Source organism: Bacillota bacterium (assembly GCA_023511835.1).
GTDB lineage: Bacteria > Bacillota > Sulfobacillia > JAIMAT01 > JAIMAT01 > JAIMAT01.
Map to the genome: position 1 here is coordinate 1 of JAIMAT010000048.1, position 15,711 is coordinate 15,711.

At 74.7% G+C, this 15,711-nt stretch carries 17 protein-coding genes; 12 read left to right on the forward strand and 5 right to left on the reverse strand.

The annotated features are described in order from the left end of the window. Window positions 1–113: 113 nt before the first annotated feature. The 3 genes from K6U79_07870 to K6U79_07880 all read right to left on the reverse strand — a co-directional run bounded on the left by K6U79_07870 (window position 114) and on the right by K6U79_07880 (window position 3,531). Window positions 114–1,808, reverse strand: coding sequence for an ABC transporter substrate-binding protein (locus K6U79_07870; GenBank protein ID MCL6522270.1), 1,695 nt, complete (start codon window positions 1,806–1,808; stop codon window positions 114–116). Between the two features lie 128 nt (window positions 1,809–1,936). Next, window positions 1,937–2,287, reverse strand: a complete 351-nt coding sequence (locus K6U79_07875; GenBank protein ID MCL6522271.1) for a heavy metal-binding domain-containing protein — start codon at window positions 2,285–2,287, stop codon at window positions 1,937–1,939. Continuing rightward, on the reverse strand, window positions 2,284–3,531 hold the full coding sequence (locus K6U79_07880) for a glycosyltransferase (protein ID MCL6522272.1): 1,248 nt from the start codon (window positions 3,529–3,531) through the stop codon (window positions 2,284–2,286). The genes K6U79_07875 and K6U79_07880 overlap by 4 nt, the downstream gene beginning before the upstream one ends. A 165-nt stretch (window positions 3,532–3,696) precedes the next feature. Between K6U79_07880 and K6U79_07885 the strand changes: the two genes are divergently transcribed. The 3 genes from K6U79_07885 (at window position 3,697) to K6U79_07895 (ending at window position 5,124) form a co-directional block, all read left to right on the forward strand. Then, window positions 3,697–4,308, forward strand: coding sequence for a site-2 protease family protein (locus K6U79_07885; GenBank protein ID MCL6522273.1), 612 nt, complete (start codon window positions 3,697–3,699; stop codon window positions 4,306–4,308). A gap of 133 nt (window positions 4,309–4,441) precedes the next feature. After that, entirely contained in the window at window positions 4,442–4,741 is a 300-nt protein-coding gene (locus K6U79_07890) for a nucleotidyltransferase domain-containing protein (GenBank protein MCL6522274.1), read from the forward strand. Next, complete coding sequence (locus K6U79_07895) at window positions 4,708–5,124, forward strand: nucleotidyltransferase substrate binding protein (GenBank protein ID MCL6522275.1); 417 nt, start codon at window positions 4,708–4,710, stop codon at window positions 5,122–5,124. The genes K6U79_07890 and K6U79_07895 overlap by 34 nt, the downstream gene beginning before the upstream one ends. Window positions 5,125–5,215: 91 nt before the next feature. On the opposite strand, the gene K6U79_07900 is transcribed toward K6U79_07895, so the two are convergent. Next, a complete protein-coding gene (locus tag K6U79_07900; GenBank protein MCL6522276.1) occupies window positions 5,216–6,184 on the reverse strand; it encodes an NADPH:quinone reductase in 969 nt (322 codons plus the stop codon). A gap of 138 nt (window positions 6,185–6,322) precedes the next feature. On the opposite strand from K6U79_07900, the gene K6U79_07905 reads away from it, so the two are divergent. The 6 genes from K6U79_07905 to K6U79_07930 all read left to right on the forward strand — a co-directional run bounded on the left by K6U79_07905 (window position 6,323) and on the right by K6U79_07930 (window position 11,318). Beyond that, window positions 6,323–7,294, forward strand: a complete 972-nt coding sequence (locus K6U79_07905; protein ID MCL6522277.1) for a hydroxymethylglutaryl-CoA lyase — start codon at window positions 6,323–6,325, stop codon at window positions 7,292–7,294. 135 nt (window positions 7,295–7,429) lie between these two features. Next, window positions 7,430–8,140, forward strand: a complete 711-nt coding sequence (locus K6U79_07910) for an enoyl-CoA hydratase/isomerase family protein (protein MCL6522278.1) — start codon at window positions 7,430–7,432, stop codon at window positions 8,138–8,140. A gap of 135 nt (window positions 8,141–8,275) precedes the next feature. Then, window positions 8,276–9,271, forward strand: a complete 996-nt coding sequence (locus tag K6U79_07915) for a thiamine pyrophosphate-dependent dehydrogenase E1 component subunit alpha (GenBank protein ID MCL6522279.1) — start codon at window positions 8,276–8,278, stop codon at window positions 9,269–9,271. Window positions 9,272–9,311: 40 nt separating this feature from the next. Continuing rightward, window positions 9,312–10,313 carry an alpha-ketoacid dehydrogenase subunit beta gene (locus tag K6U79_07920; GenBank protein MCL6522280.1) on the forward strand — a complete coding sequence of 334 codons (1,002 nt, stop codon included), beginning with the start codon at window positions 9,312–9,314 and terminating at the stop codon, window positions 10,311–10,313. Then, complete coding sequence (locus K6U79_07925) at window positions 10,252–10,587, forward strand: hypothetical protein (GenBank protein ID MCL6522281.1); 336 nt, start codon at window positions 10,252–10,254, stop codon at window positions 10,585–10,587. The genes K6U79_07920 and K6U79_07925 overlap by 62 nt, the downstream gene beginning before the upstream one ends. Before the next feature lie 89 nt (window positions 10,588–10,676). Then, window positions 10,677–11,318 (forward strand): 2-oxo acid dehydrogenase subunit E2, encoded by a 642-nt coding sequence (locus tag K6U79_07930; protein MCL6522282.1) that lies wholly within the window; start codon window positions 10,677–10,679, stop codon window positions 11,316–11,318. Here K6U79_07930 and K6U79_07935 read toward each other — a convergent pair. Continuing rightward, window positions 11,315–12,940, reverse strand: a complete 1,626-nt coding sequence (locus K6U79_07935; GenBank protein ID MCL6522283.1) for a hypothetical protein — start codon at window positions 12,938–12,940, stop codon at window positions 11,315–11,317. The genes K6U79_07930 and K6U79_07935 overlap by 4 nt on opposite strands. On the opposite strand from K6U79_07935, the gene K6U79_07940 reads away from it, so the two are divergent. From K6U79_07940 to K6U79_07950, 3 genes are all read left to right on the forward strand, one after another. After that, entirely contained in the window at window positions 12,891–14,030 is a 1,140-nt protein-coding gene (locus K6U79_07940) for a cation diffusion facilitator family transporter (GenBank protein MCL6522284.1), read from the forward strand. The two genes, K6U79_07935 and K6U79_07940, sit on opposite strands and share 50 nt — an antisense overlap. A gap of 69 nt (window positions 14,031–14,099) precedes the next feature. Further along, window positions 14,100–14,354, forward strand: coding sequence for a hypothetical protein (locus K6U79_07945; protein ID MCL6522285.1), 255 nt, complete (start codon window positions 14,100–14,102; stop codon window positions 14,352–14,354). Then, a partial coding sequence (locus K6U79_07950; protein MCL6522286.1) for a recombinase family protein occupies window positions 14,317–15,711 on the forward strand: 1,395 nt, incomplete at its 3' end. The genes K6U79_07945 and K6U79_07950, both read left to right, overlap by 38 nt.

The following is a 15,711-nucleotide window of genomic DNA, read 5'->3' on the forward strand; positions in this document are numbered from 1 at the left end:
TCGACGGGGACCACGTGCGACAGGAAGAAGGTGATCACCGAGACCCCGAAGAGCACCAGCACCGTCAGGGCCAGCCGCCGTGCCACGAAGCGCGCCAGCGCCATCCCCGCCGCTCACTTCCTGCGGATGGCGGCCAGGTCGACCGTCCACTGCGGGTTGTAGGCGTATCCCTCGATGTCCGCGCGCATGGCCACCGACTTCTTGGGCTGGTAGAGGACGGCGAAGGGCCCGTCCTCCATCATCATCTGGTTGATCTGGCGGTAGAGCGCCTCGCGCCGGGCGGCGTCGCTCTCGGCGGCCGCCTGCCGGACCAGCGCCGCCACCTGGTCGTTCTTGTAGCGCAGCCGGTAGGCCAGCTCTTTGTTCTCGTAGACACCCATGGCCTGGGCGTTGGCGTCGGGGTCCGGATAGTCCGGGAACCAGCCCATCAGCACCATCTGCGCCTCCTGGGCGCGGTACTTGGCCAGGAGCGCGGCCTGCGTCATCTGCTGCACGTTGACGTGGATGCCCACCTGCTCCAGGTCGTTCTTCACCTTGGCGGCGATGTCGCCGTAGTCGGCGCCGGTGGGATCGGGTCCGGTGGGCGCCAGCAGGTCGACGGTCACGTCACTCGCGCCGGCGGCGCGGAGGAGCTCTTTCGCCTTGGCCGGGTCGTAGGCGTACGGCCGCTCGGGGTCGAAGCCGGGGATGCCGCTGGGCTCGATGCCCTGCACCGGGATGGCGTGGCCCTGGACGATCTCCTGGATCAGCCCCTCGTAGTCGATGGCGTAGCGGACCGCCTGCCGGACTTCCTTCTTGTCGAAGGGGGCCATGCCGGCGTTCATGCCCAGGTAGACCAGGCCCAAGTTGAGGCCGTCCACCACCTGGACGTCCTGGGCGCCCTGCAGCGAGCGCAGCTGGTCCGGGCTCAGGTTGTGGGCGATGTCGATGTCGCCGCGCTGGAGGGCGGTCAGCTGGTTGGTCGTCTCGGGCATGTGCTTGATGAGGACCGTCTTCATGGCCGGCTTCTCACCGTAGTAGTTGGGGTTGGCCTCCAGCGTGATCTGCGCCTCGCGCTGCCAGCCGGTCAGGACGTAGGGGCCGCTGCCGGCCGAGTGGCCGTTCAGCCAGGCCTGGCCCATGTCGCCGTTCTTCTCGTGCGCCTGGACCTCGCGCGGGTTGACGACGGCGGCCACCGGGAAGGTGAGCACCGAGAGGAAGATGTTGGGGCTGACCGCATGCGCCAGGTGGATCTGGACGGTGCGGTCGTCGGTGGCCACCGTGCTCCCCTTGGCGATACCGAACTGGGTGAGGAGCCAGGCGGGCCCCTGGTTGAGCTGGACGGCGCGGTCGAAGGAGTAGGCGACGTCGCCGGCGGTCAGCGGGTCGCCGTTGGCGAAGCGGAGGCCGCTCTTCAGGTGGAAGGTCCACACCTTCCCGTCGGACGAGACCTGCCAGCTCTCGGCCAGGTCGCCCACCGGCTTGGTCAGGTCGCTGCCGCGGAAGGTGACCAGCGTGCTGTAGGCCTGGTGGGCGACGAAGACGGAGGTGCTCTCGTAGGCGACGGCCGGGTCGAGGGAGACGGCGTCGGACGTGTCCATGGCGTAGATGAGCGTGTCGCTGCGCGTGCCGGCGGGCGTACCGGAGGCGGTTGAGCCTCCTCCGCCGCCCCCGCCGCCGCAGGCGGCCGCGAGGAGGCTGGCGGCCAGGAGGAGCGCCGCGGCTCCGGCGGCACGCCCCCGCCGGCGCAGGCCGTCGCCGGGGCGGCGGGCGGCCGCGCCGGCGGGGCCGGCAGGGGACGGGGGGCTCTCGGGCAACAGGAAGGACATGGCGACACCTCCGCGGGGCCATCGGCTGCCGGGCCCGGTCGCTGCCGGACGCGGCCCCAAAAGGGATTTCGCCCTCTTTCGCCCCAGGCTGTCGCAATCCCTCCGCGCCGCGCGAAGCGCGCCGCCGCTCAGGCCAGGCGGACGGGCGACGTCTCCTCCGCCTCCGGCGCCACCACCACGGCGGTGCCGTAGGCCAGCACCTCGGTCATGTTGGTGGCCAGCTCCGAGGAGTCGAAGGCGGCGCCCAGGACGGCGTTGGCGCCCAGGCTCCGGGCGTGCTGCTTGAGGCGCTCCACGGCGTGCATGCGCGCGTTGTTGAGCATGTCGGTGTACTCGGGGATCTCGCCGCCGAAGAGCGAGCGGAAGAAGGCCGTCAGCTGGTAGCCGACGCCGCGGCTGCGGACCACCAGGCCCCAGGTGAGGCCGAGTGTCCGCTCGACGCGGTGGCCGGGCAGGTAGGGCGTGCTGACGACGATCACATCGTGGGTTTCCACGGTCCGGCCTCCTTGGCGCCGGCGCCCCGCTGGCGCGCCCGGCGCAGGGCGAGGGTGCGGAGCGCCTCGCGGTAGACTTCCTCGGTACGGCGGGCGACGCTCTCCAGCGAGTAGCGTTCCTCCACCACCTGCCGGCCGAAGCGGCCCAGCTCGCGGCGCAGCCGCGCGTCGCCCAGGAGGCGGTCGATCTCCCGCTCCAGGAGCGCCGGCTCGACCGGCCGCCCGCAGCCACGGGCGGTGAAGTTGCGCGGCTCGAAGCGGGGGAGGCTCGAGGGCTCCAGGAGACCGCCGTAGCCGCCCTGGCCGGAGAGGACGACCGGCCGCCCGACGGCCATGGCCTCCAGCGCCGCGCGCGCCACGGCCACCACCACCCAGGCGCCGGCCAGCAGCTCGGGGATGTCGCGCCGGGCGCCCAGCACCTCCACCACGGGCGCCCCCGAGCGGCGGTTGGCGCGCTCGGCGGCCCGCCGCACCTCGGCCAGGCGGCTGCCCGAGCCGGCGATGCGCAGGCGGAGGCCCGGGTGCCGGGCGGCCAGCGCCGGCGCCGCCTCGGCCAGGGCCAGCGCCGTCTCGGCGAACTCGCTCAGGCGGCTGACGTGGAGGACGCAGGGCCGCGGCGCGCCGCCCGCCGCCGTCGCGGGCGCCTCCGCCTGGGCGGCCGCACCCGGCCCCTCCCCGCCCTCGGCGCTCCCGGCCGTCCCCGGCGGCTCGCTCCAGGGGAAGCGCTCCAGGTCGATGCCGTTGGGGATGACGCGGAGCCTGTCCGGCGGCGCCCCCAGGCGGTCGAGGAGATGCTCCCGCACGTCCTCGCTGACGGCGATGACCGCCTCGCCCCAGACGGTGAAGCGGCGCCAGAACCAGCCGTCCGCGTAGAGGCCGTGGTAGGTGGTGACCAGCGCCACGGGCAGGCCCGGCCCGCCCAGGCCGCGCCGCGCCTGCTCGGCCGCCCAGGCCGGAATGCGGGCATGGGTGTGGACCACGTCGTAGCCGCCGCGGGCGAGGAGCGTGCGCAGCCCGGCGACGGAGGCGGCGAGGGCGAGGGGGCTCCGCCGGTCCAGCGGCAGGACGTAATGGGCGATGCCGGCCCGCTCCAGCTCCCCGGCCAGCGTCCCGCCCGAGGAAGCGACCTCGACCTCGACCCCCCTGCGCTTGAGCGCCTGCGCCAGGCCGACCACGTGCGTCTCGGCCCCGCCCAGTTCCAGCGCCATGGCCGCCAGCAGGACGCGCACGGCCGGGCACCGCCTCTCTCGGTCGAAGTCGCTCCATCAGCGTATGCCATGGCCCGGGCCAAGCCAAGAGCCTGATAAGCCGGCTCCCGGGCGCGCGCGGCGGCCGCCCGGGAGGAACCGCACCGGCCGGGGCGAAGCGCAGCGCGGAGAGAGGAGGGCGCGCCGATGCTGGGCGGAATCGGGTGGCAGGCCATGCTCCTGGCCACGCCGGGCCTCCTGCTCGGCCTCGTCTTGCACGAGCTGGCCCACGCCTGGACGGCCGACCGCCTCGGCGACCCCACGGCCCGCCTGGCGGGCCGGCTGACGCTCAACCCGCTCGCCCACCTCGACCCCCTGGGGACGGTCCTGCTCCTCCTCTTCGGCTTCGGCTGGGCGCGGCCGACGCCCGTGGAGCCCGCCAACCTCCGCTCGCCCCGGCGCGACGACGTGCTCGTCACCGCCGCCGGCCCGCTGGCCAACCTGGGGCTCGCCTTCGCGGCGCTCCTGGCCCTTCGGGCGCTTCCAGGGCTAGGGGCGAGCGGCGCCTCGGCGCTCTGGACGGTGGCCGCCGTCAACGTCTACCTGGCCGTCTTCAACCTGCTCCCCGTGCCGCCGCTGGACGGCTCGCACCTCCTCTTCGGCCTCGCGGGGCTCTCCCGGGAGCGGAGCGCGCAGATCCAACAGATGGGGGGACTCCTGCTCCTGCTGCTCGTGGCGACGCGCCGGGTGGGGGACTTCCTGGCGCCCGCGGCCGGCTGGCTGCTGGGCCAGCTGGCGCGCGCGGCGGGGCTGGGGTGAAGGCGTGGAAGGCCACGACCGCGGGGGTCGGCCGGGTCGTGCGATACTAGCGGTGCCTGGAGACGGTGCAGAAAGGGGGAGGAGACCAGCCTTGGCAGCGGAGACGATCCGCCCTGCGCTTCGCCAGCGGACGCTGGAGGAGGTTCGAGCCTTGGTCCTGCAGCACCTCCGCGGCACCGGGGCTCGTGTCTTCCTCTTCGGTTCCTGGGCGCGCGGAGAGGAGCGGGCGGCCTCGGACATCGACATCGCCGTCGACCACGACTCCCCCCTGCCACCCGGATGCCTCGCCGAGCTTCGAGAGGTTTTGGAGGAGTCGACGATCCCCTTCCGCGTGGACCTGGTCGATCTCGCCGAGTGCGACCCGGCCTTTCGCTCGCGGGTGACCGAGGAGGCGGTCGAATGGACGACCTCGCAGGGGCCGGTTCACGCTTGAAGAGTCGCATTCAGACCGCCATCCGAGCGCTGGGAACCCTCCGGGAGGTCATCGGCCGGGAGGAGCCGCAGCCGCTGGAGCGCGACGCGGCGATCCAGCGCTTCGAGTACACCTTCGAGGCGACCTGGAAGGCAGCGATGCACTTCCTGCATGAAGTCGAGGGCCTCGAGGTGGCCTCCCCCAAGGGAGTCGTCCGCGCCTGCCGGGAAGTGGGGCTCCTCACCTCGGAGGAGGCCCGTGAAGCCCTCACGCTGGCCGACGACCGCAACCTGACCGTGCACACGTACAACGAGGCGTTGGCCAAGGCGATCTACTCGCGCCTGGAAGCCCACGCCCGGCTGATGGATGTGTGGCTGGAGAGGATGGACCGGCGCCTGCCCTAGCCTGCGCTACGACCTCGCCCCGGCCGGCTCCCGTTCCGACGTGAGGAAGTCCAGGCGGCCACCGGCAGGCGCCGGCCGCCGTCCCGCCGGTTCACGCGATCTCCAGCACCACCTTGCCTACGGCGCCCGGCTCCAGCACCGCCTCGTGGGCCCGCGCCGCCTGGGCCAGCGGCAGGCGCCGGCCCACCGCCGGCCGGAGCACGCCGCTGCGCAGTGCCGCCACCAGCGCCTCGTGGATGCGCCGGTACTCCTCGTCGGGCGTGTAGAAGTGGCTGAGCGCGGTGATGGCGCCGCCGGCGTTCATCAGCTCGCGCGGGTTGATCTCCACCGGGCCGCGCGAGCCGACCACCACCACCCGGCCGCCCGGCGCCAGGAGCGCCAAGTCGCGGCCCAGGTTGGCGTGCGCGGCCAGCTCCAGGATCACGTCGAAGCCGCGCCCGCCCGTCTCGAGGCGCGCTTCCTCGGTCGCCTCGTGGGGCAGCGCCACGTCGGCGCCCAGCGAGAGGGCCAGCTCGCGTCCCGCCTCGCTGCCGGCGGTGGCCACCACGTGCAGGCCGACGCCCTTGGCCAGCTGCACCGCCGCGGTGCCGACGCCGCCGCTGGCGCCGTGCACCAGCACCCAGTCGCCGGGCTCGGCGCGACCCACGAAGTGGAGCGCGCGGAAGGCGGTGGCGCAGGGGATGCCCACGGCCGCGCCCTGGGCGAAGTCGACGCCGTCGGGGAGCGGCCAGACCTCCCCCTGGTCGACCACCGTCGCCTCGGCGTAGGTGGCGGCGCCCTCGGGAAGGCGCTTGCTGGCGACGTAGACGCGGTCGCCGGGGGCGAAGCGGGTGACGCCCTCGCCCACTTCCTCCACCACGCCCGCGCCGTCGAATCCCGGCGTGTAGGGCAGGGTGGGCAGGCGGCCGTACTGGCCGGCGCGGATGTACGTCTCCACGGGGTTGACGCCGGCGGCGCGCAGGCGGACCCGCACCTGGCCGGCGGACGGCCGCGGCTCGGGTACGTCCTCCAGGCGGAGGACGTCGGGACCTCCGAAGCTGTGCACGCGGATCGCCTTCATGGGGCGGGGGCCTCCTCTTCCCTAAGGTCGCCTCCATGATAAGCGGACGAACTCCCCGGCCGCCGCAGGAACTCCCCCTCGCCCGGCGAAAGCGACGCCCACATCCGGCTCGCCGCGGGCGACGGTGGGAGGGGCGCGATGGCACTCCCCGAGAGCGTCGAGATCTACGAGGTCGGGCCGCGCGAGGGCTTCCAGATCGAGGACGAGCCCGTCCCCACCGAGCGGAAGGTGGCCTTCGTCGACGCCCTGAGCGAGGCGGGCTTCCGGAGCATCGAGGTCACCTCCTTCGTCCATCCGCGCTGGGTGCCGCAGATGGCCGACGCCGAGGAGGTGATGGCGCGCATCCGCAGGAAGCCCGGCGTCGCCTACCGCGGCCTCTTCCTCAACGCGAGGGGGCTCGAGCGCGCCCTGGCGGCCGGCGCGACCGTCGACGGCGTCCTGATGCTGACCGCCAGCGACACCTTCTCCCGCCGGAACACCAACCGCGGCATCGAGGAGACTTTCGCGGCCCTCCCCGACTGGATCCGCGCCTACCAGGCGCACGGCCTCGCGGTCGACGAGGTGGACGTGATGGCCGCCTTCGGCTGCAACTTCGAGGGGCACGTGCCGCTGGAGCGGGTGCTGGGGCTGATCGGGCGGGCGGAGCGGCTGCTCGACGAGCACGGTGAGCGCCTCCGGCGCATCAAGCTGGCCGACACCATGGGCTGGGCCAACCCCGAGCAGATGCGGCGGACCGTCGCCGCGATCCGCGAGCGCTGGCCCGGCGTCCGCCTCGCCCTCCACCTCCACGACACGCGGGGGCTGGGGCTGGCCAACGCCTACGCGGCGCTCCTGGAGGGGGTGCGGGAGTTCGAGGCGGCCGTGGGCGGGCTCGGCGGCTGCCCCTTCGCCGCGGTGAAGGGCGCCGCCGGCAACTTGGTCACCGAGGACTTCGCCTTCCTCTGCGAGGAGATGGGCGTGGCCACGGGGCTCGACCTGGAGCGGCTCGTCGAGCTCTCCCGGCTGGCGGAGGAAGTGGTCGGCCACCCGCTCCCCGCCCACCTGCCGCGGGGCGGCCTCTTCCGCGAGGTGCGCCGGGGAACCTGGGCCGCCCTGGCGGGGGAGCCGTAGAGCCGGAGAAAGGAGGTTCCCCAGACGGAGACGAGGGAGGGTGCGGCGGGCGACCGCCGCTTCGAGACGCTCGTCGTGGAGCGGCGCGGCGAGCGGGGCGAGGTCGGGGTGGTGACGCTCCACCGCCCCGAGGTGATGAACGCCTTCAACACCCGCATGATGCTCGAGCTGGAGCAGCTCTTCCGCGAGTGGGGCGGCGAGCCGGAGCTGCGGGTGGTGCTTCTGACGGGGGCGGGCGGACGCGCCTTCTGCACCGGCGCCGACCTGAAGGAGCGCCACGGCATGAGCGACGACGCCTGGCGCGCCCAGCACCGGCTGGTGGAGCGGATGTTCCTGGAGGTGCGCCACTTCCCGCTGCCGGTGATCGCGGCGGTGGAGGGGTACGCCTTGGCCGGCGGCCTGGAGCTGGCGCTGATGGCCGACTTCATCCTCGCCTCGGAGAGCGCCCGCTTCGGGTTGACCGAGCTCCGCCGCGGCATCCTGCCCGGCGGGGGCGGGCTGCAGAACCTGCCGCGCGCGGTGGGCGTCCGCCGCGCCAAGGAGCTGATCTACACCGGCCGCATGATCGACGCCCGGGAGGCGCTCGCCTGGGGTCTGGTCAACCGCGTCGTCCCCGCCGGCCGGGCGTTGGAGGCGGCGCTGGAGGTGGCCGGGGAGATCGTGCGGAGCGCGCCCATCCCCGTCCGCCTGGCCAAGGCCGCCATCAGCCGCGGCGCGGAGGTCGACTTCGACACGGGCTACGCCCTGGACCTGGCCGCCTACGAGGCCATCGTCGGCACCGAGGACCGCCGCGAAGGGGTGGCGGCCTTCAACGAGAGGAGGGAGCCGCGCTGGCGGAACCGCTGAGCGCGCCCCACCCCGGCCCCGCGGCGGAGGCGGGGACCGCCCCGCCCCTCCCCGCGGGTAGGAAAGCTTCCTCCGCATGACGAAACCCCCTTTTGCGGGAGGAAGTCCACCTCCCGGAGAAGGGGGGAGTGCCGCATGTCTACAGGCCAACCCTCGCGCGAACAGCTCCTCTGGATGTACTCCACCATGGTCAAGATCCGCACCTACGAGGACCGCCTGGCCGAGGCCTACAGCGAGGGGAAGAGCCCGCGCTTCGACATCTCGGCGGGGCCGCTTCCGGGCGAGCTCCACTTGGCCGCCGGCCAGGAGCCCTGCGCCGTCGGCGTCTGCGCCCACCTGCGCCCGGAGGACACGGTGACCGCCACGCACCGGCCCCACCACGTGGCCATCGCCAAGGGCGTCGACCTCAAGCGGATGACGGCCGAGATCTTCGGCAAGGCGACCGGCCTCTCGGGCGGCCGCGGCGGCCACATGCACCTCTTCGACCCGGACGTCCACTTCAGCTGCAGCGGCATCATCGGCCAGGGGCTGCCGCCGGCGGTGGGCGCCGCGCTGGCGGCCAAGATGCAGGGGAAGGACTGGGTGGCGGTGGCCTACACCGGCGAGGGCGGCGCCAACCAGGGCGCCTTCCACGAGGCGCTCAACCTGGCCGCCCTCTGGAGGCTGCCGGTCCTCTTCGTCGTCGAGGACAACGCCTGGGCCATCTCCGTGGCCAAGGAAGCCTCCACCGCCGTGCCGCGCAACAGCGACCGCGCCTCGGCCTACGGCATCCCCGGCGTCCACGTCGCCGACAACGACACGCTGGCCGTCTTCGCGGCCGCCGGCGAGGCGGTGGAGCGGGCCCGGCAGGGCGGGGGACCGACGCTCCTGGAGATCGAGACCTACCGCTACTACGGCCACTTCGAGGGCGACCCGCAGGTCTACCGCCCGGGCGACGAGGTGGAGCGGCTGCGCGCCAGGGACCCCATCGTCCGGATGCGCGACCACCTCTTCCGCCAGGGCGTCCTCGACGAGGAAGCCGACCGCCGCCTGGTGGAGCAGGCCCGCGCCGAGGTGGAGGAGGCCTTCGCCTTCGCGCGCGAGAGCCCCTATCCCGCGCCCGAGGAGGCGCTGGAGCACGTCTTCGCCTGAGAGGAGAGGAGGGACCCCCGTGTCGACCCGTCAGCTGACCATGGCGCGCGCCATCGCCGAGGCGATCGCGCAGGAGATGGAGCGGGATCCGACCGTCTTCGTGATGGGCGAGGACGTGGGCAAGTACGGCGGCATCTTCGGCGCCACGCAGGGGCTCTTGGAGCGCTTCGGACCGGAGCGGGTGCGCGACACCCCCATCAGCGAGACCGGCTTCATCGGCGCCGCGGTGGGGGCCGCCATGTCCGGCATGCGTCCCGTCACCGAGCTGATGTTCGTCGACTTCTTCGGCGTGGCCATGGACCAGATCTACAACTCCATGGCGAAGAACATCTACTTCTCGGGCGGCCGCGTGCACGTGCCCATGGTGCTCATGACCGCCACGGGCGGCGGCTACAGCGACGCGGGCCAGCACTCGCAGAACCTCTACGCCACCTTCGCCCACCTGCCCGGCATGAAGGTGGTCGTCCCCTCCAACGCCTACGACGCCAAGGGCCTGATGATCGCCGCCATCCGCGACGAGAGCCCCGTCGTCTACATGTTCCACAAGGGGCTGATGGGGCTGGTCTGGATGCCCTCGGCGCGCGGCGCGCAGACGCCCGTGCCGGAGGAGGCCTACACGGTGCCCATCGGCGAGGCGGCCGTCCGCCGGGAGGGGCGCGACGTGACGCTGGTGGCGGTGGGGCTGATGGTCCACCGCGCGCTGGAGGCGGCCGAGGAGCTGGCCCGCGAGGGGATCGAGGCGGAGGTGCTGGACCTGCGCTCGCTGGTCCCGCTGGACCGCGAGGCCATCCTCCGCTCGGTGGCCAAGACGCGCCACCTGGTGGTGGTGGACGAGGACTACAAGAGCTACGGCCTCACCGCCGAGGTGATCGCCACGGTGGCTGAGCACGACCTCTCGCTCCTCCGCTCCAAGCCCGAGCGAGTCGCCTACCCGGACATCCCGGTCCCCTACAGCCGGCCCATGGAGCAGTTCGCGCTGCCTGACGCCGCCAGGATCGCCGCCGCCGCACGCCGTACGCTGGCGGCCTCGGCGGTCGCGTGAGGAGCGGGGAGGTGCCGCCACGAGCGCCGTCGAGGTGAGGGTGCCCGAGGACCTCTGGGACGTGGAGGAGGCCGCCGCGGGCGTGGTGGTCAACTGGTTCTATGAGGAGGGCGCCGAGGTGCCGGCGGGCGCCGTGCTGGCGGAGCTGGCGGTGGAGAAGCTGACCTACGAGATCACCGCCCCCGCCGCCGGCCGCCTCCACATCGAGGCGCCGGTGGATACGGCCGTCCGCCCGGGGCAGCTCCTGGGCCGCATCGAGCCCGCCGGGGAGTGAGGCGGAAGGGGAAGGGGGCGAGGGACGTGGCGGAGGCGGAGGGAGGCGCCGCGGGGGAGGCTTCCTACCGCGCCATCCCGCTCCGGGGCATGCGCCGCATCATCGCCCAGCGCATGCAGCGGAGCCTGGCCGAGACGGCGCAGCTGACGCTCCACGCCAGCGCCGACGCGACCGCGCTGGTGCGGCTCCGCGAGGCCCGACGGGCCGAGGGGATCGCCTACGACGACCTCCTCCTCCGCGCCCTGGCGCTCACCCTGCGCGAGCACCCGCGGCTCAACGGCTGGCTGGTGGAGGACGAGCTGCGCCTGGCCGAGCGCGTCGACCTGGGCCTGGCCGTGGCGCTGCCCGAGGGGCTGATCGTCCCCGTCCTCCGCGACGCCGCCTCGCTCTCCCTGCCCGAGATCGCCGCCGAGCGGGCGCGGCTGGTGGAGCGCGCCCGCTCGGGGCGGCTCGCCCTCTCCGAGGTGACGGGCGCCACCTTCACCCTGACCAACCTGGGCATGTACCGCGTCGAGAGTTTCACGCCCATCCTGAACGCGCCCCAGATCGCCACGCTGGGGGTGGGCCGCATCGCACCCGAGGCGCGGGCGACCGCCGAAGGCCGCGTGGAGGCGCGGCCCACCCTGCGCCTCTCGCTCACCTTCGACCATCGGGCGCTGGACGGGGCGCCGGCGGCCGCCTTTCTCGACGCGCTCATCGGCCGGTTGGAGGCGGCGGAGGGGCTGGACTAGCCCTGGCCGGCCCCGCCGCGGCGGCCCGGAGCGGGCGCCGCGAAGTCGGGCGGCTTCCTCCGCGGCGGCCCGGCCCTCTCCTGCCCGCCGTCCGTCCGCCCGTCTGCGGCCGAGGCGCCGCCCGCCCGGCCGCCGGCCTGCTCGCCGCCGGCCGGCCGCCCGCCGCCGTCCGTCCGCCCGGCGTAGAGAGGGGCGGCCAGCAGGAGGAGCGCCATCGCCAGCCAGCCGGCGGCGTAACCCGGCGCCGCCCCCCAGCCGACGCGCGGCGCGTGCATCAGGCCGAGCCAGCTGAGCCCGGCGCCCAGCGCCGCCCAGGCGGCCGCCGCCGGGAAGCGGCGGTCGACCAGGTGGGCGACGACGGCCGCGCCGACCAGCGCCACCAGCAGGAAGCCCTCCGCCAGCCCGCGCGCCGCCTGCCAGGTGACCGCCTGCTCCAGGAGCGCCCGCACTCGCGGCGTCTCGGGATTGAGGCGGAGGATGGTCAGCGCCGACTGCACCTGGGAGGTGACCAGGTAGCCGGCCGGCACCAGGAGGGCGAAGAGGAGCGCCGGCCGGTACTTGGCGTCCATGGCGCGGAGCGCCGTCTCGCCCACCTCCACCGCCACCCAGGCGCTGATGGCCGCCAGGATCGGCCAGGGGAAGAGCTGCGAGCCGAACCAGGCGAGGCCGGCCACGCCCAGCGCCAGGCTGGCGAGCGGCGTCCAGAGCTGGTAGGCGGTGCGCGCGCCCAGCTTCTTGAAGGGCGGCTGGAGCGAGTAGACGAGGTAGGTGATGGGCGTCCCCGCCAGGCCGCCCAGCACGTTGGCCGCGCCGTCGGCGGCCAGCGTCCAGCGCACGTCGTAGCGGTCGCCCGTGCTGTCCGCCGCCTCCACCGCCGCCACGTCCTGGACGATCTGGTAGAGCGCCACCGGCAGGATGACGGAGAAGTAGGGAAGGGCGCGTCCGAGCGCCTCCAGCGGCGCCGCCGAGAGGACCCAGGGCGCCGTCAGGCGGGCGACCGGCCAGACGGGGCGGTGGTAACCCAGGACGACCGCCAGCGCCAGCGGCAGGAGCCAGACCACCAGAAAGCCGGGGATCCGCCAGCGTGTAAAGGGCAGGTCGGCGTAGAGGCCGACGAAGACCAGGCCCAGCGCCAGCAGGCCGACCACCGGCTGGTCGAGGAGGCGGAGGAGGAGCGCCATGCCCAGGTAGGTGTACATGCCGGCGGCGAAGACCGCCATCACCGCCGGTCGCGGAATCCAGCGCCGCAGCAGCCCGCCCAGGGGGGCGGCGGCCAGCTTGAGCAGGCCCGTCCAGAGGGTGGCGGCGGCGCCCACGCTCCAGGCGAGGAGCGCGTCGTGGCTCGAGCGGTAGACGGGCAGGAGGATGGAGAGCGTGTAGGCGATCATGCCCGGCACGTTGCTCCCGTAGACCTGCGCCGTCATGTCCCGGCGCCCCTCGCGGCGACCCAGCTCCAGCGCCATGGCCAGCATGGCCAGAGCGCCCGCCGCGAAGGCCAGCGTCGCCCCGGGCAGCATGCGCGCCACCGCCAGCCCGCGCGGGAAGCCCAGCTCGGCCAGGAGAAAGACCGGGATGGCGGCCTGCGCCACCTGGAAGCCCAGCTCTACCACCAGCGCGTCCACGTCGCCGCGTCCCGGCCGCGCCCAGACGGGAAGCGCGCCGGGCGCACGGCCCGGCGGCGAGTCGCCCGGTCTGACCGCCATCGCCCGCCCCACCCCCGAGCTAGGTTGCTCCGCGGGGGCCGCGCGGACTCGCACGGGCGGTGGGCGGCGGTGGCGCGCCCGTGCGGCCTGGCCTATCCTGGAGCCGGAACGAAGGGAGGCGGGGGCCACGGAGGCGAGCGGCGAGAGGAGCCAGGAGCGCCGGCTGGCGGCGGCGCTGGCCATCACGCTCCTCTTCGCGGCGGTGGAGGCGGGCGGCGGGCTCCTCTCCGGCAGCCTCGCCCTCCTCTCCGACGCGGGCCACATGGCCGGCGACGCGGGCGCGCTCCTCCTCAGCCTCTTCGCTCTGCGCATCGCGCGGCGGCCGCCGACGCCGCGCATGACCTTCGGCTACCGGCGGACGGAGATCCTGGCCGCCCTGGCCAACGCGGCCGCCCTGCTGGTCGTCTCCGGCCTCATCCTGGTGGAGGCCTACCACCGCTGGCTGGCGCCGCCACCGGTGCGCGGCGGGCTGATGCTGGCCGTGGCGCTGGCCGGCCTGGCGGCCAACGTGGCGGGTGCCCTTCTCCTGCGCGACGCGGGCGGCGGACCCAACCTCAACCTGCGCGGCGCCTGGCTCCACGTGCTGAGCGACCTGCTGGGCTCGCTGGGCGCCGTGGCGGCCTCGCTGGTCATCCTGGGCACCGGCTGGCGGCCGGTGGACCCGCTGCTCAGCGCCCTCATCGCCCTCCTCATCCTGCGCGGCGCCTGGCGGCTCCTGCGCGAGAGCGTCGACGTGCTCATGGAAGGGACGCCCAGCGAGCTGGCCTACCAGCAGATCGCGGCCGCGCTGGCCGCGAGCCCGGGCGTCGCCGCCGTCCACGACCTCCACGTCTGGAGCATCGCGCCGGGCTTCCCCGCGCTCAGCGCCCACGTCCGCCTGTGCGAGGAAGCCGACCCGACCCTCCTCCTCCCCGGCCTCCAGCGCATGCTCCGCGAGCGCTTCGGCATCGAGCACGCCACGCTCCAGCTGGAGCTGGCGGAGGAGGCTCCCGACTACTCCTGCCAGTGATCGCCGCGCCCGCCCGGGGCGGGCCGTCCCGCCGGGGCCGGCGCATACCTTCCTCGCCGGGGCGTGCGCGTGGCGAGACGAGCCGCCGGCCGGCCCGGCCACCGCCCGGAGGTGGAGGTCCTCCCCGCCCTCCCGCCGGACGAGGCCGGTCGCGCCGAGGCCTGCCGGGCCCGGGAGGAGGCGCTCCGCCTGCTGGCCGAGTGGATCCGCGCCGCCGGGGAGCCGGGCGGCGACGGGGCCGCGGTGCCGCGACCGGGCGGACGCGAGGGGGGAGGGGGGACGGCGGATGCGGGCGGCCATCTACCTCCGCGTCTCCACGGATGAACAGGCCGAGCACGGGCACGGCATCGCCTTCCAGCGCGAGGAGTGCCGCCGCCGGGCGGCCGAGATCGGCGCCGAGGCCGTGGACGAGTACGCCGACGAAGGCGTCTCCGGCGCCGTCCTGGCCCGGCCCGCCCTCCTCCGTCTCCTGGCCGCCGTCCAGGAGGGGCGCTACGATGTGGTCCTCTGTTGGGACGCCAGCCGGCTCAGCCGCGAGCTGCGCGACCAGCTCGACCTGCGAACACAGATTCGCCAGCGGGCGCGCCTCCTCTTCGTCCAGGGCGGCTGGGACGAGGAGAGCCCCGAGGGCGAACTGATGTTCAACGTCTCCGGCTCCGTCGCCCAGTACGAGCGCGCCAAGGTGCGCGAGCGGACCATGGCCGGGCGGCGCCAGAAAGCCCGTTCGGGCAAACTTCCTTTCGGCTTCGCCCCCTACGGCTACCGCTACGACCGCGAGCGCTCCACGCTGGTGGTGGTGGAGGAGGAGGCGCGGGTCGTCCGCCGCATCTTCGACGACCTCCTGGCCTACCGCGCCGGCCTCAACGGCATCGCCCGCGCGCTGACGCGCGAGGGCGTCCCCACCCGCCACGGGGGGCCCTGGCACCGCCAGGTGATCCGCCAGATCGTCGCCAACCCGGTCTACAAGGGCGTCTACTACGCCAACCGGCGCGACATGCGCGGCATGTCGCTCAACCGCTACCGGCCGCGCGGCGAGAAGCGCGCACCCCGCCTCCGCCCGCCCGAGGAGTGGATTCCCGTGCCGGTCCCGGCGCTGGTCAGCGAGGAGAGCTGGGAGCGCGCCCAGGCGGTGCTGGCTCGCGCGGCCCGCCTCTGGCACGGGGGCAAGCACGCCTACCTGCTGCGCGGCCTGGTCCGCTGCGGCCGCTGCGGCCTGTCCATGGCCGGGTCGCCGCGCCACTCCTGGGGCCGGGTGGAGCGCGTCTACACCTGCCGCCGCCACCAGGCGGGGGTCCGCCCGGCGGCCTGCGGCCGCGCCGTCCGCGCGGACCCGCTGGAGGAAGCGGTCTGGCAGTGGCTCGTCGCCCGCCTCTCCGACCCCGCGGCGCTAGCCCGCGAGCTGCGGCGGCTGGACGAGGAGGCCGCCGGCGCCTCGGACGCCGCCCAGGCGGAGGCGCTGGAGCGCGAGCTCCGCCAGCTGGCGCGCCGGCAGCGCGCGCTCCTCGCCCTGGTAGAGCGGGGGCTGGCCGACGCCGAAGGGGTGGCGGAGCCGCTGGGGCGGCTCCGCCGGCGCGAGGCGGAGCTCCGCGCGCGCCTCGAGGCGCTGGGCGCGGAGCGGGCGCGGGCGGCGCCGGCGGCACCGGCGGAGCGGCCGGCGGGCGCCTGGGAGGAGCTGGCGCGG

Coding starts and splice junctions, on each gene's coding strand:
- K6U79_07920 (MCL6522280.1), top strand. CDS start 9,312: ATGGCGCGCGCCATCGCCGAGGCGATCGCGCAGGAGATGGAGCGGGAT.
- K6U79_07910 (MCL6522278.1), top strand. CDS start 7,430: ATGAACGCCTTCAACACCCGCATGATGCTCGAGCTGGAGCAGCTCTTC.
- K6U79_07940 (MCL6522284.1), top strand. CDS start 12,891: ATGGCGGCCTGCGCCACCTGGAAGCCCAGCTCTACCACCAGCGCGTCC.
- K6U79_07915 (MCL6522279.1), top strand. CDS start 8,276: ATGTCTACAGGCCAACCCTCGCGCGAACAGCTCCTCTGGATGTACTCC.
- K6U79_07885 (MCL6522273.1), top strand. CDS start 3,697: ATGCTGGGCGGAATCGGGTGGCAGGCCATGCTCCTGGCCACGCCGGGC.
- K6U79_07895 (MCL6522275.1), top strand. CDS start 4,708: ATGGACGACCTCGCAGGGGCCGGTTCACGCTTGAAGAGTCGCATTCAG.
- K6U79_07930 (MCL6522282.1), top strand. CDS start 10,677: ATGCGCCGCATCATCGCCCAGCGCATGCAGCGGAGCCTGGCCGAGACG.
- K6U79_07905 (MCL6522277.1), top strand. CDS start 6,323: ATGGCACTCCCCGAGAGCGTCGAGATCTACGAGGTCGGGCCGCGCGAG.
- K6U79_07900 (MCL6522276.1), bottom strand. CDS start 6,184: ATGAAGGCGATCCGCGTGCACAGCTTCGGAGGTCCCGACGTCCTCCGC.
- K6U79_07870 (MCL6522270.1), bottom strand. CDS start 1,808: ATGTCCTTCCTGTTGCCCGAGAGCCCCCCGTCCCCTGCCGGCCCCGCC.